Raw genomic sequence first — 16,281 nt, forward strand, 5'->3', positions numbered from 1 at the left:
GAAGGAAATCACAAGTGTTATAGGTCGAATAGTGCGGATAGAAACACCGTGGAGGTGGCATTCATACCTTACTGAGGGAGGAACTGTTTCTAAAATTGAATAATGGAACGGAGTTTCTTGGCCAGTTATACCTTTTAATCCCTCATTGGTTTTCTGAATCGAGGATTTGACGATAATATAACAATGCCTCTGAATAGTGCCGTTCGCCTCGTTGGCGAGTCTCGATGGTAGGCCAGGAACCCTGGGAAGAACGTTGACTCTGACGTGTGAGCTTTCGAGCCTAACCGAGAGTGAGAGGCGGAGCTTAGGCAGCGGCCTCGGGGGCTGTCGCCAGACTGGGGGCAGGGAAGGGCTGCGGGAGGGCGGGCCGACGCAGGCGCAGGCCGAGGAGGATGAGCAGAAGCGGAATGGCGAACTTGAGCGCCTCGGTGACGGTTTCCAGCTTTGCGAGCACGTTGCCTTTCCACTCGAAGCGGGCTTCTTCCGGCGTGCTCATGTAGAGGTGGTTTTCCCGATGGCGGATGAGATCGACCATATCCGGGTGGGGTCCGTAGTAGCGGGTGAGCAGGGGCTCATTGTGAGCCAGCTCATCCAGGCTGAGCACGCGGCCCTGTTCATTGGTGGGGATGATCTCCAGGTCGGGATCGTAGAGATGCCAGTCGTTGTCATACCACACCTCCATGACGACGTGGCCCTGCAGGCCGATGTGACGGGCTTTGAACCCATGAGCGTGAGCGAGGTGGAGGAGGAGGTAGGAGGCTTGATCGCAGAAGAGAGAGTAGCCGTGGGAGACGAGGCGCTCTGGGGACCAGATGTGCCGGAAGGTGGGATGCACGAAGCCAGCGAGGTAGAGAATCCAGTTGCTGGCCAGGGTGTGAGTGGCCTCGGCGTGGGTGAAGCGATCCTCGACGATGTCGCACATCAGAGCGATCTTTTCCGCGTCGCTGAGGGAGTTACCCTCCAGCTTTTTGTCCACCGCATGGTTCAGCGCGGTGTAATCCTGCACTTGGGTGACTAGGGCGGGATCGAACCTCTCCCAGTCTCGTTTCTGGTCACCATAACCACGGCCCCAGGTTGTCCATTCGCCGAGTGCAGCCAAGGTGAAAAGGCTGAGCCCCATCAGCGTCAAAAGGACACCGGTGAGGGAGCGTGTGGGGCGGGAAGGCAACATGTGTGACCGGGAAATTTACAGAATGGACGCAATTTGCACGAGTAAGAAAACCGTAAATACCGCTCAAATCGGGCCGTGTCGGCGTCGAAAATGGGGGGATTTGAGGGGGGTATCAGTCCCGCTCATCGCTCTCATGAGTAAAATCCCCTTTGCGAATGTCCCCCGCACGGGTATCACTTCGGCCCCCGCGCAGGCGGCCTAACCTACCCCTATACTGACTGAAATGAGCCAAAAAAGTGACTTCGGACTGATCGGCCTCGCCGTGATGGGCCAGAACCTTGTGTTGAACGTGGAAAGCCGTGGCTTCCAGGTTTCCGTTTACAACCGCACCACCGCCACCACCGACGAGTTCATCGCCAAGCACCCAGGCAAGAAGCTGGTGGGCACGAAGACCCTCGAAGAGTTCGTCCAGTCCCTGGCCACCCCACGCAAGATTCAGATCATGGTGAAGTCCACTGCGGTGAAGGACACCGATCGTGACGCTGTGGATGCTGTGATCGAGCAGCTCATTCCTCTCCTCGAAAAAGGCGACATCGTCATCGACGGTGGTAACAGCTTCTACCAGACCACCGAACGCCGTGACGCTTACCTAGCTGAAAAAGGCCTGCGCTTCATCGGTGCTGGGGTCTCGGGTGGTGAAGAAGGCGCTCGTAAAGGCCCCTCCATCATGCCGGGTGGCCCTGCCAGCACTTGGGAGGTGATGAAGCCGATCTTCGAAAGCATCTCCGCTAAGGTGGACGGTGAGCCTTGCGTGATCCACATCGGCCCAGGCGGCGCCGGTCACTATGTAAAGATGATCCACAACGGCATCGAGTATGGCGACATGCAGCTCATCTGCGAAGCCTACAACATCTTCAAGGCCGCTGGCATCACCACCGACGAGATGGCTGCCATCTTCAACGAGTGGAACGAAGGCGACCTGCTCAGCTACCTCATCCAGATCTCCGGCAAGGCCCTGGAGCAGAAGGACCCTGAGACCGGCAAGCCAATCGTCGAACTCATCGTGGACAAAGCCGGCCAGAAAGGCACCGGCCAGTGGACGCTCCTCAATGCCGCTGAAAACGCCGTGGTGATCAGCACCATCAACGCCGCGGTGGAAGCCCGTATTCTTTCCTCCCAGAAGAAGCAGCGTGTGGCCGCCAGCAAGGAGCTCACCGGTCCTGCGGTGAACATCACTACCGAGAAAGCTGAGCTGGTGAAGAAGGTGCACGACGCCCTCTACGCCTCCAAGATCATCTCCTACGCTCAGGGTCTGGACCTGATCAAGACCATGGGTGAGAAGAAGAACTGGGGCCTCGACCTCGGCCGTATCGCCTCCATCTGGCGCGGCGGTTGCATCATCCGTGCACGCTTCCTCAACCGCATCACCGATGCTTACCGCAACAACGCCGATCTGGCCAACCTGATGCTCGATCCTTTCTTCAAGGACGTGCTCAGCAAGACCCAGCAGAACTGGCGCGAAGTGGTGTCCATCGCCACCCTGAACGGCATCCCGGTTCCAGCTTTCTCCGCCTCCCTGGGCTACTACGACAGTTACCGTGCTGAACGTCTGCCAGCTAACCTGCTGCAGGCCCAGCGTGACTTCTTCGGCGCTCACACCTACGAGCGTCTCGACAAGCCAGAAGGTCAGTTCTTCCACACCGAGTGGCCTGAAGTGATCGGTTAATCCGTGTAGAGACGCGCTCGCTGCGTCTGACTCTTCTCTTCTCAAAGGCGGCTGGGGCGACCCAGCCGCCTTTCTGTTTTATCAGGGAAGGAGGAGATCTCCGTTGCCCGCGAGGAGCTGTCGGCAAGTGCACTTTGCCATCGCTTGCCTCATGAGTAGATTGCATCCTGCATATCGCCTCGGGGTATACCCTGGTTATTCAGGCCAAAAAACGCGTGGTCAGCGCGTGGCACAGCGTTTGCGTAAAGGCTGAATAACCCATTCACCTAGCCATGCGCTGCTCCAAAACCGTCCCCGCTCTGCATAACTTCCTGTTCATGATCCCTGCCGGTGTCACCCGCGCCGAGGAGGAGATCATCTTGAATCTCGCCCGCCGCCTCACCTCCATGGGCTATGTCTATGTGGCCAGCAGTGGGGTGGAAACCATGACCGACCGGGATGACATGCGCTTTCTGCCACTGCATCCCCGCGCACTGCCCTCCTTCGGCAGCATGACCGGTGTCTTTGTGGTTCACAATCCAGGGCTGGCCATGCTCGCACGTGTCAATTATCCAGATGCCCACGTCCTCGTCATTGACCCCGCTCGCATTCAGGAAGACCTCGCCGATTTCGAACCGGAGACCGTCATCGCCTCCTGGCCCGCCGCTCGCATGACGCTGCCACGGCAGGCCGCTTGAGACGAGCATTGCCGCCTCGGGCATTATTGTTTGCAGCGCAAACAAGATCTCTCGGTTTACTGGTTAACGGCTGTCGGTGCCATTCTGTGCGATCTATTTTTTAAACAGACGCTTGAAGAAACTGGGCTTCTTTTCTTGGCCTGCCGCAGGCTGACTGGCTGGTGGAGTTGGTTGTCCGGGATTGGCTGGAACCACCGGTGGAGCAAATCGGGAGTTATCGGGCTGGGTTCCTGCGGGGAGACCTGGGGCTCCCCCTTGGGTATAATCCAGAGCTTGAGGCTTCAGTGTGGGCGATGCGGCATTCAGGTTCACGACCTTCGGAGCGAGCTCCTTACCGTCAGCTCCGTAACTGTGGATGACCTGTTGGAAGACCTCGCCTTGTAGGTTGATGAGACGATCTTCTTTACGGCGTCCGAACTCATCGTAAAGGCACTGGACTCGGGCTACCAATGTACCACGGCCGTCATAGACATTGCCTTGAATGGGTTCAGCTTTTTCATTGAGAAGAAAGACCTTTTTCACTGTGAGCTGCCCCGCAGTGTTGTAAGTCATCTCGGTCATTTCCCGGGTGTTTGGGTCCTTCACCATCTCTGTGCGGGAGTCATCCTGATGATAGAGTGTACGTCCCACCACGGGCTGGAATCCGGGGGCGGGTGTCTGGCCGAGGCTCGCTAGAGACAGGGAACAAAGGCCAAGAATGGCAGCGCACTTTTTCATCATTTCAGGCAGAGTTGAATGTCAAGATTAGACTCCTGCACCGTTTCAGACAATCTTCTTTTCGCCTTATGGACCTGCCAAGCAAACCCACCCCCGACGACTGGAGCCTGTTTTTACAATCCGTTGTGGCCGATTTTGACTGCGTGACAGGCACGCTGCATCGCTTTGATCCGGTGGATAATCACCTGAAGCTGGTGGCTGAGCTGGGCATCCCGCCACAGCTCATGCCGGTGATCCAGGCCATCCCCATTGGCAAGGGCATCGCCGGAGCGGCGGCGCAGCGGCGGGAGCCCGTCGAGCTGTGCAATCTCCAGACGGACACAAGCGGCGTGGCGCGAGAGGGGGCGAAGCAAACGCAGGTGCAGGGTAGCCTCGCCGTGCCGGTGCTAGATGGCGAGCGCCTTTGTGGCACGCTCGGCATTGGTAAGCGCGTGCCCTATGACTTTACGGAGACCGAGAAAGCCCGCCTCGTCGCTGAAGCCACTTCTGTGGCGGCTAGGCTGCTGCCAGGATGAGCGGGCTGCCTCTCGCTCATTCACTGCGCCGCTGACAGCACTTTGTTACGCTGCCATAGCAGCGCCATGGCCGCTACCCCAATCCATGGGGCCAGACCGGCGATGACCAACCCGGTGTCATAGGAGCCACTGCGGTCTGCCAGATTGCCGAACACGCGATGCAGGGGCGAAGTCACCGCCCACACCCACAGGCTGAGCAAACCTGTGAGCCTGCCCACATGGTGCACGGAGAGCTCCTGCACAAAGCTGTAGTAGCAAGGAAACAGCGCCAGCGCACCCGCCCCGATCAGCAGTAGCACGCCCAGCAGCACCCAGCCCTGCCCCAGCCATGGCAGCAGCAGGCTCAGGGAGGTGAAACCGCAGGCCACCGCATACACCCGGCGGCGAGAGTGGTGCGGGCTTAGACCAAACCGACGCACCAGCCAGAGCGAGGCTACCCCGGCCAGCACGCAGCCCACATCCGTGGAGATGTAATAGAGCGAGGTGAAATTCAGCGCCTCCGCTTCGCTGTAGCCGCGTCCCGTTTGCAAAAACTTCATCAGCCACACCCGATAGATGTGCCACACGGTTTGCGTGCCCGTGATGAGTAGGGCAAGAGCCCAAAAGTTACGGCTGAGCAGGATACCGCACAGCGGTTGGGTCGGTGGGTTAGCCTGAGTAGCGGGCGGCACCTCCAGCTCCGCCGGACGCAGGAGGATGAACCACACCGCCACCCAGAGCAGGCCTGCCGCCCCCACCACGATGAATGCACTGCGCCAGGAGCCAAGATCCTCCTGCGTCATCAGCAGCGCCATGATCTGCGGCGTGATGATGGCTCCGATGGAGGCGCCACTCTGCAAGACACTGTTCCCCATCGTGCGGTCCTTTTCACTCAGCAGGGCAAAGGTGGTCTTCAGTGCGCAGGGCCAGTGCCCGGCCTCGAAGAAACCGAGCAACATCCTGCACACTAACAGTTCCTCATACGTCCGCGTCCATCCGGAGATCATGCCCATCAGGGACCAGCCCGCCAGCACACAAGGATACAGCCAATAGATGCGGAACCGATCCGCCAGAAAGCCGAACACCAGGGAACCTGCCGCAAAGGCCCAACCGAAGACCAACTCCAGATGCCCATACTGCTCATCACTGAGGCCAAATTCCTGCGTCACCCGCACGGAGGCATTCGCCAGCGTCACGCGGTCCATGTAATTGATCGTCGTGGCCAGCAGCAGCAGGCCGGTGATCCACCATTTCCAGGAAGCGGGGCGATTCATACGATACGAAGAAGGCGAGCACGGAACGGACCGTGCCTGATCCATCATCTTGAACGGAGTGGACAGGAGTTTTTCAGCAGTTGAGGAGATTCGTATCAGTTTTCAGTTCTTTTAGTCAGGCCGCAGCCGTGCTTTTCTGCTCTGGCTGGGGCAAATCGCGCAGCCACGCACTCGTCCGAGCAGATTCGATATCTTCGTGAAAGAACTCCTGCGTTTTCTTCCCTCCACATGCGTCATGAGCACCTCCACCACCCCGATCTATGTTCCAGTGGGTTACCGTTCCATCACTCCATCCTTAACGGTTAAGGATGCAAGCGTGGCCCTCAAGTTCTACGAGGCAGCTTTCGGGGCCGTGCTGGGTCTGCGGCTGACCGATCCTCAGACAGGCGGGGTGGCACATGCGGAGTTCCGCATTGGAGACAGCACGCTTATGATTTCAGATGAATACCCTGGCTATCAATGTTGGGCTCCGGAAGTGGGTAAAGGTGGCCTATTCATGATCTATGTACCTGATGTGGACGCAGCCTTTCAAAAAGCCCTCAAGGTGGGTGCTTTTGAGGTGCAAGGTCCGGCGGATCAGTTCTACGGAGATCGCACGGCCCGAGTGAACGATCCTTTCGGCTATCGCTGGACTTTAGCTCAGCGGGTGAAAGACGTCTCCGAGGCCGAGATGACCCGGCTGATGGCAAAGTGGCAAGCTGCCTAACAAGTGATTCGAACGTTTTGGGTGGCGACGAGGGGATATCTGAATAGGGGAGCGAAGGGCTAGATCTACTGAACAAAAAAAAGGCACGAGCCTTTCGACTCGTGCCTTTGGAAAAGTGGAGTATGTGACCGCGCTCGGCGGCCTCATCATCACTCGTAGCTGGCCTGCTGGCCCTTCACGTCGCGCTTCTTGATCCAAGGCATCAGGCCGCGGAGACGACTGCCGGTCTTCTCGATCGGGTGCTTCTCACCGTCTTTGAGGAGCTTGTTGAAGGTCTTGTAACCGGTTTCGGTTTCCTTGATCCACTCCTTGGCAAATTTGCCAGTCTGGATGTCCTTCAGAGCGGCCTTCATGCGCTTCTTGACGCTGGCGTCGATGATCTTCGGACCCACCTTCACGTCACCCCACTTGGCGGTTTCGGAGATGGAGAAACGCATGCCGGCGATGCCGGACTCGTTCATGAGGTCCACGATGAGCTTCAGTTCGTGCAAGCACTCGAAGTAAGCCATCTCAGGAGAGTAGCCAGCCTCGATCAGCACTTCGAAACCAGCTTGCACGAGGGCAGCGGTGCCGCCGCAAAGAACGGTCTGCTCACCGAAGAGGTCGGTTTCAGTTTCTTCCTTGAAGGTGGTCTGGATGACGCCGCCACGGGTGCAACCCACGCCGTGTGCCCAGGCCAGAGCGATCTGCTTGGACTTCTTGGTTGGGTCTTGATAGATGGCGATAAGGCCAGGAACGCCTTTGCCTTCGGTGTATTGACGGCGGACGATGTGACCAGGGCCTTTAGGAGCCACCATGATCACGTTCACGTCTTTCGGCGGAACGACCGTCTTGTAAAGGATGGCGAAACCGTGGCTGAACAGGAGGGTCTTACCCTTGGTCAGGTTCGGGGCGATGTCTTTCTTATACACGCCACCAATCTTCGTGTCTGGCACGGCGACGAAGATGACGTCTGCCAGCTTCACAGCTTCAGCGGTGTCATAAACTTTGAAACCTTTTTCCTCAGCGACCTTGCGGCTCTTGCTGGAAGCATACAGACCGATGATGACGTTGACGCCGCTTTCCTTGAGGTTGAGGGCGTGAGCATGGCCCTGGGAGCCGAAGCCGATCACGGCGCAGGTTTTGCCTTTCAGAGGCGCCAGGCTGGCGTCTTTTTCAGTATAGATTTTAGCGGGCATTAGTTGTGGTCTGGTTTGAGGGCGGGCAGAGTGGTGCAACTGGGGGACATGGTCAAGAGGGAGTTGACACGCTGTTAGGCCATCTGGAGGCCAAAAAGGGCACTTTTGGCCACTTGGAGGGCTGTGACCGCCCTAACGAACCGCCATCGAGCATCACCGCAGTGATGGTTATGCAGCTTCAAAAAGGCTTCGTTCGCCTGGGCTTGAACTGCTGAAGAGTGTGCCGATGGCCGGACTCGAACCGGCAAGGGAGTTACCTCCCAGCAGATTTTAAGTCTGCTGTGTTTACCATTTCACCACATCGGCGCGATGCAGAGGGCCTTTACCTTAGCAAGTTTTAGCCAGAGGCCAAAGGCAAAGTGGAATCAATTTTTCAAGATCGTGAGATTTCTGAATTCCAACGCCCCGATTTTCTCCCCGTCAGGCCCGCCAGAGTCGCCGCCCAAGCCGAAGGCCTGCTTTTCCTCGGCCAGAGCGGGATGGCTGACGCTGAACGTTTGCCCATCAACGGTGGCGGTGAAGACGCTGCCTTTGAAAACAAGGCGAGCCTCATGCCACACTTCCGGCTTCAGGGTGTGGGCTTGTTTATAGAGTTCTTCGGTCTTGCCTTTTTCGGGGTGAGCCAGCACCCGCAATTCCTCGCGCGCCATGACGAGATGCACGATGTGCCCACGCTCTTGGCTCCCGTTAAAAATGATTCCAGCAAAGCCAGCTTGGCCTTCGAGCCGAAACTCACATTCCACGATCCCATCCGTCAGGGGAAAACGGCGCATTTTCACCGGCCCATGACGGCGAGGTCCAGATTCGAATCCCCGCAACACGCCCTGGTGAGTGGTCCAAGTGCCCAAGCCCCAGAACCACTGTGGCGAGAGCGGTTGCTGAAAGTCCTCCTTGAGAAGCACCTGTGGCTCTTCGGCCAAGCTCAAACCTGCACTGGCTAGGATCAGCCATGGCATCAACAAGAATGCGGACAGTTTCATCGGAGGCTGTTTTGCAACTCACTTCGCAGCTGCACGGGCGGTGCCAGAGACCTTCAACGCACGCACCTGAGCCGCCTTGCCCACCGCCAGCCAACTGCGCGTCTTCGGCGTGGCCAGATACGGATGCTGAGCCTTGAGCGTATGTCCGTCCAAATTAGCCGCCATTTGATCGCCCGTCCATTCCACCCGGAGGTGATGCCATTCCCCTGTTTTCACCGGCAGCTTCAGAGTCGCCAAGGTGTGAGAGGGTTTCACGGAGTCTTCTGCGATGCTGAGTCCATCGGGTTTCACAATGACTCGGCCGACATGCTTCGTCGCATCGCATCCCACCAGAAAGGTGCCGGGTTTATCGAATCGAACCTCGCACTCAATCACGGCTGTCTGAAGAGGCACCTTGTGATGCAGGACCGGCACATGTTTGTTTTCAGGCAACTCCACCACATCCAGCACTCCCTCGCGAGGTGTCCAACGTCCATGCGCGATGCTCCAGGTCTTGTCCAAGGGCTCTTTGAAGCTTGGGCTCGCAATCTCAGGCTGAGGCTGGCTGATCAAAAGAGGCTCAGCCGCAGGAAGGCTGGCGGCCAAGACAAAGATCAAGGAGAGGAAAGAACGAAGCGGGATCATGGCTGGATCAGGGTTGAACTGCACTAACGCGGAGATCATCGAGTTCGATCCCCTTTTCTCCGCCATTTTGCATCCAGAGTAGTTTTCGCTTCTGGCCCTTAAAGCCGGGGCGTTTCAGGGCATCCACATAAAGCTGACCGTCCAGATGCAGGCTCAGAATATCCCCACGAAACGTGAGTTTGACCTCGTGCCAGACATTCTCCTGGAGAGAAAGTGGCTGCAAAGGCAGCACCTCATTCAAACGGTAGGCACCACTCACGGCATCGGCCTCGCGTTTCATCTGACGCTGGGGATGTGCCGGATCTTTGGAATGTCCATCCACTTGGAGTTGGAGGCCGGTTCGCAGTAACTTGACGCGCAGCAAATGATCCGTGCTGCCGAAGCCATCATCGCCATCCACAAAAAACCAAAGCCAACCCCCGGCTTGCAAATGCCGATAGCGGAAAGAAAGCGTCAGATCCGCGCCTTCAACTCCCAGGTAAAACATGGGAGGGTATTTGCCTCCACTGCTACCGCGCGTCCACAAGACCCCATCACGCACTTCGGTGTTCTTGTTCGGAATGGGTGTGAGAAAACGCTCCGCATGAATGGGCTCAAAGGTTTCCACCCAGTCCTGCTCCTCCGCTGCCAGCGTGAGCACCGAAAGGCAAACCAGTGAACCCAGACACATCCAGCAACGAGAGGTGGTCATTCGAGATAAAGCAGTTCGTTGGAATTTAACAAGCCACGGCATAGTGCTGCCATGCCGTGGCTCTGAACGAGAGCTTCTGCCGCGCTTCTTTCAGGCAATGTGGGAGCTCGCTGAAACAGATAGCGAAAGGCTTGGCTGACAGGGTCATTACCACGACTGCGCTCTGCCAGAGCTTGCGCCATCTCCAGCGTGAAACTGTGGTTTAACAGCGTCAGCGCCTGCAAGGGGGATGTGGTGCTGGCACGGCGCGGGGCTGCAAAGGAGATGTCAGGAAGATCAAAGTCATTCAAGACATCCACCACACTGGCGCGGGCATTCTGGTGATACACGGCACGTCTCCACGTCTCGGGTCCATGCTGATCCAGTGGGAAATACGTGCACACATTGTTTTGCGTGAATTTGTAAAGCCTGAACCCTGGACCGCCCATGGGTTCGAGCTGAAGTTTCCCTGCCACACTGAGAAAGGTATCTCTCACCTCCTCTGCCGTCAGTCTGCGCGGCGGGAAGCGCCAGAGGAGCCGGGCTTCCTGATCCACTTGCGCTGCCTCCTGACGATACTGCCCCGACTGCCGATACGTGCGCGAAAGCAAGATCTCCCGATGCAGAGGCTTCCATCGCCAACCATAACTGCGCAGACGCTGAGCCAGAAAGTCGAGCAGCTCAGGATGGGTGGGCTGACTTCCGAGGAACCCGAAGTCACTGGGGGTATCCACCAGACCTATGCCGAAATGATAGTGCCAAACCCGATTGGCCAGCACCCGCAAGGTTAACGCATTTTTCTCAGCAGTGATCCAACGAGCCAGAGCTAAGCGACGCTCCCCCTCTGAAGCTGTTTCAGGTAACGCATACTCTGGCACAAGCTGGTCTAAGACCTTCAAACTGGCAGGCTGCACTGGCTCAGTGGGCTTCATCGGATCCCCGCCCTGCTGAACGAAGGTGGGTTCCTTCGGCTGGGTATAAGTGCCCGCCCAGACCGTCGGTAAAGGGACGATGGCCTTCAAAGCAGCCTGAATTTGCGCCATCTCTTTGTCTAACAGCTTCAGACTTTGCGCCTCATCCGCACGTGTCACCTGTCGCTTTGCTTTGGCTATACCGTGAGCGGGACTCCAGGGCTCACGCCCTTCATCACTCGCCACGGTTTGCCAGTGCTCACCGTCCATGGAGACCTGCACCTCATATTCACAGGGAGTCGCCCCGCGCACTTTGCTATCATCCAACTCACGTCCCCCTCGGGCATTGATGAAGGTGATGCCCTGGATACGCTCCGGCTTCGCTAAAGTCAGCGTGAGAGTGGCGGGCTGTCCGATGAACCATTGCTCGCCGAATTGGCCATCAATGCAGAGCTGCGGTCCATAAGCCTCTGGGAAATCCTCGGCGGTCGCCGACTTTGCCCCTTCTGCACGAGCGCCTTCTGCAGCCAAGGCTACATTGCGTTTCGGCACCTCAGCGCTCCATACCTGAAACTCCGTCAATCGCCCCGAAACCGCGCTTTTCGGACTCAGGTCCGTCGTGGCATGGATCACAAACCGCACCCGCTGAGCTTCCACCGGGGCGAAATTCTCTTCCGTGCCATGCACGTCAATCTTCGGACGAGTCGGCTTCTGCGCCGCATTGACCGCTTGGGCGCGTTTTTCGATTTCTTTATCCAGAGCCGCTTTCCGCTCGTTCAGCTTGGCCAACTTCTCATTCAAGGGCCTGACCGCTGCCGAATGGGCAGCCCGGGCTTCGCGGCTCGCAATGACACGGCGCCCATGCTTGACCCCTTCAAAGGCGGCCCGCATCCGATAATAATCCTCGGTGGGAATGGGATCGAACTTATGATGATGGCAGCGTGCGCAATTGATCGTTAGGCCAAGAAAGGCACTGCCCGCAGCGGTAATCATATCATCCAACGTCGCCGCTCGGATATTTTTTTGGGCAACCGGATCTTGATTGCCCACATCATCGTAGGGACCCGCGACGAGGAAGGCGCTACCCACTTCGATCTCCGGCTGATCTTTCCCCACCACATCGCCAGCCAGATGCTCCACGATCAACCGATTGAAAGGTTTATCATCATTGAGCGAGCGGATGACGTAATCCCGAAAGGGCCAGAGATCATCAATGATGAAGTTACGTTCGAACCCATTGCTTTCACCAAAGCGCACCACGTCCAACCAATGACGTCCCCACTGTTCACCATAGCGCGGGCTGGCCAATAGACGATCCACCAACGCTTCCGTCGCGGCTTCGGCATTGCGGGCATACTCCTCAGCGAACTGAGCCACCTCCTCCGGTGTGGGCGGCAATCCGATCACATCATAGGTCATGCGCCGGATGAGCGTGCGTCCGTCGGCAGGAGGATTCAGATGCAGGCCCTTTTCTGCCAGCTTATCCTGCACATAATCGTCCAGATGATCCTGGGTGAGATCTTCGCGGAGCGGTTGCAGTGACCACCAGGATTTATCCGCACGCTTCGCCTCGATTTTCATTCCCGCGCGTGGATCCGGCGCGCCCATTTTAACCCAGGTGATAAAATCTGAGATGATCGCGTCGGACAACTTGGGCTTCTTGGGCGGCATTTCCAAGCCCTCCTCCACATGCTGCAGGCTACGAATCAGCAAGCTATCCTGCGGATTACCGGGAACAATGACCGGTGAGCCGCTATCACCCCCCGCCTCCCAGCCCGCTTTCGAATCGAGATAGAGATTGCCTTTCAGCTTCTTCGCTTCCGCGCTATGGCAGCTGTAACACTGCTCCACCAAGACTGGACGGATCTTTTGCTCGAAGAAGGTGTGGTCGTCCGCACGCGTTTGGACCCAAACCAAAATGAAAGCCAATGGTAACAACGTTTTCATAACAAGAGGGCTCTTCACATCGCTTCAAACCAGCAGGTCCTTGAGCACGTGTCCGTGCACATCCGTAAGACGGCGATTGGTGCCGTTGTGGTAATAGGTCAGTTTTTCGTGATCCAACCCTAACAAATGCAGAACCGTGGCGTAGAAGTCATAGACCGTTGCCACATCCTCCACACTGCGGCGTCCAAAGTCATCGGTGGCACCGTGACTGATCCCCCCCTTGACTCCCGCCCCCATCATCCAGGTGGTGAAAGCATCAGGATTGTGATCTCGCCCGGAGGTGCCCTGCTGATGCGTGGGCATGCGACCAAACTCGGTGCACCAGACCACTAAGACGTCATTCAGCATCCCTCGCTGTTTCAGATCGGTAAGCAAGGCCGCGGTCGGCTGATCGAAGATGGGGCAATGACGTTCGTAGTCAGCCTTGAGCGTCTTGTGAGCATCCCAATTCAGAAGACCATCCACGGCACTGGCACGGCTGGCACAATACAGGCTGACATAACGCACTCCCTGCTCCAAAAGGCGGCGGGCGAGCAAACAATTACGCGCATAGGCTGCCTTGAGATGGTTGCTATCCTCCGTGCCATAGAGTTCCCGAATGGATGCCGACTCATGCGACAAATCACTGACTTCTGGTGCCGCCAACTGCATTCGTGCCGCCAACTCATAACTGGCCATCCGTGCCCGTAGCTCCTGGTTGCCGGGACGTTCAGCGGCATGCTGCTCGTTGAGAAAGTGAATGAAGTCACGAGTCGCTTCTTCTTCACGGCCACTGACCGCAGTGGGTCGCTGAAGATTGCGCAGCATCTGTTGGGCGGACATAGAAACCGCTTGATGCTGGGCAGGAAGGAAGCCGTTGGACCAATTCGCCTTCCCATTCGGGGGCTCCCCTCGCAGATCCTGGATGGCCACATACGTCGGGAGGTTATCGTTCAAGCTTCCCAGGCCATAACTGACCCAAGAACCTGCACTGGGAAAGCCATCCCGTGTGAAGCAGGAATTCATGTTCACACAGCCCGGACCATGCGTGTTGGTCCGCGAAGTCATGCTATGGATGAAGGCGATGTCATCCACATGACGTGCCATGTTGGGCAACATGGAGGAGATCATCTTTCCACTCTGCCCTGCTCGTGCAAAGTCCCAGGGTGAGCGCATGAGATTGCCATTCTTGCCCTGGAAAGACACCTCCGCCTCTCCGCCTGGAAGTGGGGTTCCGTGGAACTTTTCCAGCAGCGGCTTATGATCCCACAGATCCACGTGCGAAGCCGCGCCAGGGCAGAAGATCTGCAAAATTTGTTTGGCCCTCGGCGCAAAATGCGGCCGCTGAATCGGCACTGCCTGCATCAAGTGTGTGAGGGCAACACCCGTGAGCCCTGTGCTCATGCGTTCCAAAAACGCCCGCCGTGAAAGTGCCGACAGATCCGTGGTCATAACGATAAACTGAAGAGGTGAATTGCGAAAAGTTACAGGTGTTACTCGAGCCCAAGATCCTCGCGGGCCGTTACTAAGTGGCGGCTCATCGCACGAGCCGCAGCCAAGCCATCCCGTTGTTCGATGGCCTTCACCACCGCTCCATGCTGACGCACGGCCGTCGCCGGTGTCACACGCTTGTAACCGTGCTTTAGGCTGGTTTGCAGCAATTCCGACAAAGACTGCATCAGCAAGGCCGCGATCTGATTGCCTGAAATGACGGCCACGTATCGATGGAACTCCATGTCAGCCAACACAGACTCTTCATAACCCGTCGCACAGACCAACCTCTCATGCACCGCTCGCAACTCCACCACCTGTTCATCGGTGGCGCGCTCTGCGGCCAATCGAGCATTCTCGGGTTCCACCATCAGCCGGACCTCGATCAATTGTTTCAACCGCTCCGTTTTTTCTGGCACCAGTAGCTCCAGAGCTCCCGTCAGAGGTTTGTGCAAATGATTCACCGTCCGGACGCCCAGGCCCTGACGGACTTCTAAAAGCCCCTGCTGCTCTAAGCGTTTGGTCGCCTCCCGCACGACACTACGGCTCACGCCTAGCTGACTGGCCAATTCCCGCTCCGTTGGTAACCACGCTTCTTCCTCAGGCAAATGCTTGCGAGCGAGCGCCGCGAGGCTTTCACATACTTTTTCCACCAACGAAGGTGGACGAGCGATTGCATTCAAAGTCATGGCTTGGTGATCAGGTGGTCTGACCACTGTTAGAACGCTGGTCGCAGTTCTTTTATTTCAACCTCTATTAGGATAGGGGTTCAGCCTCTATCCACGAAACTCAAACGTCTCCGCAAGAGCTAAACACTCTGTCACCGTTTTCATACCGCCTGAGGGAGTCGGATGAGATAACGAAGCTGCCGCCGTGCAGACCGCGAGCTTCAAACGCTCAGGCAAAGATAAGCCTTCGTGAATGCCATACAACAACCCGGCCGCGAAGGCATCACCAGCACCTGTAGCCCCCTGGCTGTAGCCAGCAGGGAGGTTCAATGAAGGCTGGATATGGCTTGTGCTGTCGCTCTGGCAAGAGACCGCGCCATGCTCCACGTGGATGGTCACACTCGTTGAGACACCAAAAGCCAGAATCTCCTGAGCTGCTGCGAGCAGCGCGGGGAAATCCATGGCAGCGAGCGGGCGGGAAAGCACCCTCGACGCTTCGATTTCATTGATGATGAGATGATCCGTGAAAGGCAAAGCACTCAGTGCAATCTCGCGGAACTGCGGGTTCTCGGTGCTGACCATGTCCACACTGGTGATCAAGCCCGCTTCACGAGCCTTCTCCAGCAAATGCGAGGCATAGGTGCGGCCGGTGGCATCGAAGCTATCCATGCGATCCAGCAGCATGAGATAACCCAGATGCAAGATGCGGGCGCTACTTCGAAAAGGATCACAATGCAAAACATCAAAGAGCGCATTGGCTCCACGCTGATGGAAGAAGGTGCGCCTTCCGGTGCTCTGCACCGTCATGGCATCGGTGTAGGACGTGGAACGCTCAGAACTGCTGTGAAGCTGCGTGGTATCAATGCCATGCGCAGCGCAGTCACTGCGAATCCAACGACCATTGGCGTCCTCTCCCACGAGACCGCAAGCAGCCAGGGGAAACCCAGCCTGCATGGCGGCTAGGTCTTTGAGAACGTTGTAAGGGCCGCCGCCATTGGCCTGCGACTCGCTCAGGATGCTAGCCAGCATGTCCTGCTGCGGGTAGTGATCGACAATCTTCACGTAATCCACGATGAAGTTGCCAGCCGCGAGAATGCCTGAGCGAGATGAGGTCATGACAGAGGGAAT

At 57.3% G+C, this 16,281-nt stretch carries 15 protein-coding genes and 1 tRNA gene; 4 read left to right on the forward strand and 12 right to left on the reverse strand.

What is annotated here, in order from left to right; translation table 11 throughout:
- Positions 1 to 304: 304 nt before the first annotated feature.
- Positions 305 to 1,171, reverse strand: coding sequence for a hypothetical protein (locus B5D61_RS01090; protein WP_078811449.1), 867 nt, complete (start codon positions 1,169 to 1,171; stop codon positions 305 to 307).
- A gap of 223 nt (positions 1,172 to 1,394) precedes the next feature.
- Here B5D61_RS01090 and gnd point away from each other — a divergent pair, with 223 nt between their 5' ends.
- Both gnd and B5D61_RS01100 read left to right on the forward strand, forming a co-directional pair.
- Positions 1,395 to 2,837: a decarboxylating NADP(+)-dependent phosphogluconate dehydrogenase gene (gene gnd / locus B5D61_RS01095; RefSeq protein ID WP_078811450.1), complete on the forward strand. Its 1,443-nt coding sequence runs from the start codon at positions 1,395 to 1,397 to the stop codon at positions 2,835 to 2,837.
- 272 nt (positions 2,838 to 3,109) lie between these two features.
- A complete protein-coding gene (locus tag B5D61_RS01100) occupies positions 3,110 to 3,514 on the forward strand; it encodes a hypothetical protein (RefSeq protein ID WP_078811451.1) in 405 nt (134 codons plus the stop codon).
- Between the two features lie 93 nt (positions 3,515 to 3,607).
- Here the strand turns inward: B5D61_RS01100 and B5D61_RS01105 are convergent, their stop codons facing one another.
- Positions 3,608 to 4,234 carry a hypothetical protein gene (locus B5D61_RS01105; protein WP_139372984.1) on the reverse strand — a complete coding sequence of 209 codons (627 nt, stop codon included), beginning with the start codon at positions 4,232 to 4,234 and terminating at the stop codon, positions 3,608 to 3,610.
- A 65-nt stretch (positions 4,235 to 4,299) separates the two neighbouring features.
- On the opposite strand from B5D61_RS01105, the gene B5D61_RS01110 reads away from it, so the two are divergent.
- Complete coding sequence (locus tag B5D61_RS01110; protein WP_078811453.1) at positions 4,300 to 4,746, forward strand: GAF domain-containing protein; 447 nt, start codon at positions 4,300 to 4,302, stop codon at positions 4,744 to 4,746.
- A gap of 20 nt (positions 4,747 to 4,766) precedes the next feature.
- Here B5D61_RS01110 and B5D61_RS01115 read toward each other — a convergent pair whose 3' ends face one another.
- Positions 4,767 to 5,999, reverse strand: coding sequence for an MFS transporter (locus tag B5D61_RS01115; protein ID WP_176159160.1), 1,233 nt, complete (start codon positions 5,997 to 5,999; stop codon positions 4,767 to 4,769).
- Positions 6,000 to 6,234: 235 nt separating this feature from the next.
- Between B5D61_RS01115 and B5D61_RS01120 the strand changes: the two genes are divergently transcribed.
- A complete protein-coding gene (locus tag B5D61_RS01120; protein ID WP_078811455.1) occupies positions 6,235 to 6,705 on the forward strand; it encodes a VOC family protein in 471 nt (156 codons plus the stop codon).
- Between the two features lie 149 nt (positions 6,706 to 6,854).
- On the opposite strand, the gene ilvC is transcribed toward B5D61_RS01120, so the two are convergent.
- The 9 genes from ilvC to B5D61_RS01165 form a co-directional block, all read right to left on the reverse strand.
- Positions 6,855 to 7,883 (reverse strand): ketol-acid reductoisomerase, encoded by a 1,029-nt coding sequence (gene ilvC, locus B5D61_RS01125; RefSeq protein ID WP_078811456.1) that lies wholly within the window; start codon positions 7,881 to 7,883, stop codon positions 6,855 to 6,857.
- A 221-nt stretch (positions 7,884 to 8,104) separates the two neighbouring features.
- Positions 8,105 to 8,189 (reverse strand) — tRNA-Leu (locus tag B5D61_RS01130).
- A gap of 59 nt (positions 8,190 to 8,248) precedes the next feature.
- Positions 8,249 to 8,863, reverse strand: coding sequence for a LamG domain-containing protein (locus tag B5D61_RS01135; RefSeq protein WP_139372985.1), 615 nt, complete (start codon positions 8,861 to 8,863; stop codon positions 8,249 to 8,251).
- A gap of 18 nt (positions 8,864 to 8,881) precedes the next feature.
- The gene (locus tag B5D61_RS01140; RefSeq protein ID WP_176159161.1) at positions 8,882 to 9,487 is read right to left on the reverse strand and encodes a hypothetical protein; all 606 of its coding nucleotides are present in this window, start codon (positions 9,485 to 9,487) and stop codon (positions 8,882 to 8,884) included.
- Positions 9,488 to 9,494: 7 nt separating this feature from the next.
- Positions 9,495 to 10,178 carry a hypothetical protein gene (locus B5D61_RS01145; protein WP_078811459.1) on the reverse strand — a complete coding sequence of 228 codons (684 nt, stop codon included), beginning with the start codon at positions 10,176 to 10,178 and terminating at the stop codon, positions 9,495 to 9,497.
- Positions 10,175 to 13,015, reverse strand: coding sequence for a DUF1553 domain-containing protein (locus B5D61_RS01150; protein WP_078811460.1), 2,841 nt, complete (start codon positions 13,013 to 13,015; stop codon positions 10,175 to 10,177). Before B5D61_RS01150 ends, B5D61_RS01145 begins: the two co-directional genes overlap by 4 nt.
- Before the next feature lie 24 nt (positions 13,016 to 13,039).
- Positions 13,040 to 14,446 (reverse strand): DUF1501 domain-containing protein, encoded by a 1,407-nt coding sequence (locus tag B5D61_RS01155; protein WP_078811461.1) that lies wholly within the window; start codon positions 14,444 to 14,446, stop codon positions 13,040 to 13,042.
- A gap of 41 nt (positions 14,447 to 14,487) precedes the next feature.
- The gene (locus B5D61_RS01160) at positions 14,488 to 15,174 is read right to left on the reverse strand and encodes a FadR/GntR family transcriptional regulator (RefSeq protein ID WP_078811462.1); all 687 of its coding nucleotides are present in this window, start codon (positions 15,172 to 15,174) and stop codon (positions 14,488 to 14,490) included.
- Between the two features lie 87 nt (positions 15,175 to 15,261).
- Positions 15,262 to 16,269, reverse strand: coding sequence for a carbohydrate kinase family protein (locus B5D61_RS01165; RefSeq protein ID WP_078811463.1), 1,008 nt, complete (start codon positions 16,267 to 16,269; stop codon positions 15,262 to 15,264).
- Positions 16,270 to 16,281: the final 12 nt, after the last annotated feature.

It is taken from the genome of Prosthecobacter debontii, from assembly GCF_900167535.1.
Lineage (GTDB): Bacteria > Verrucomicrobiota > Verrucomicrobiia > Verrucomicrobiales > Verrucomicrobiaceae > Prosthecobacter > Prosthecobacter debontii.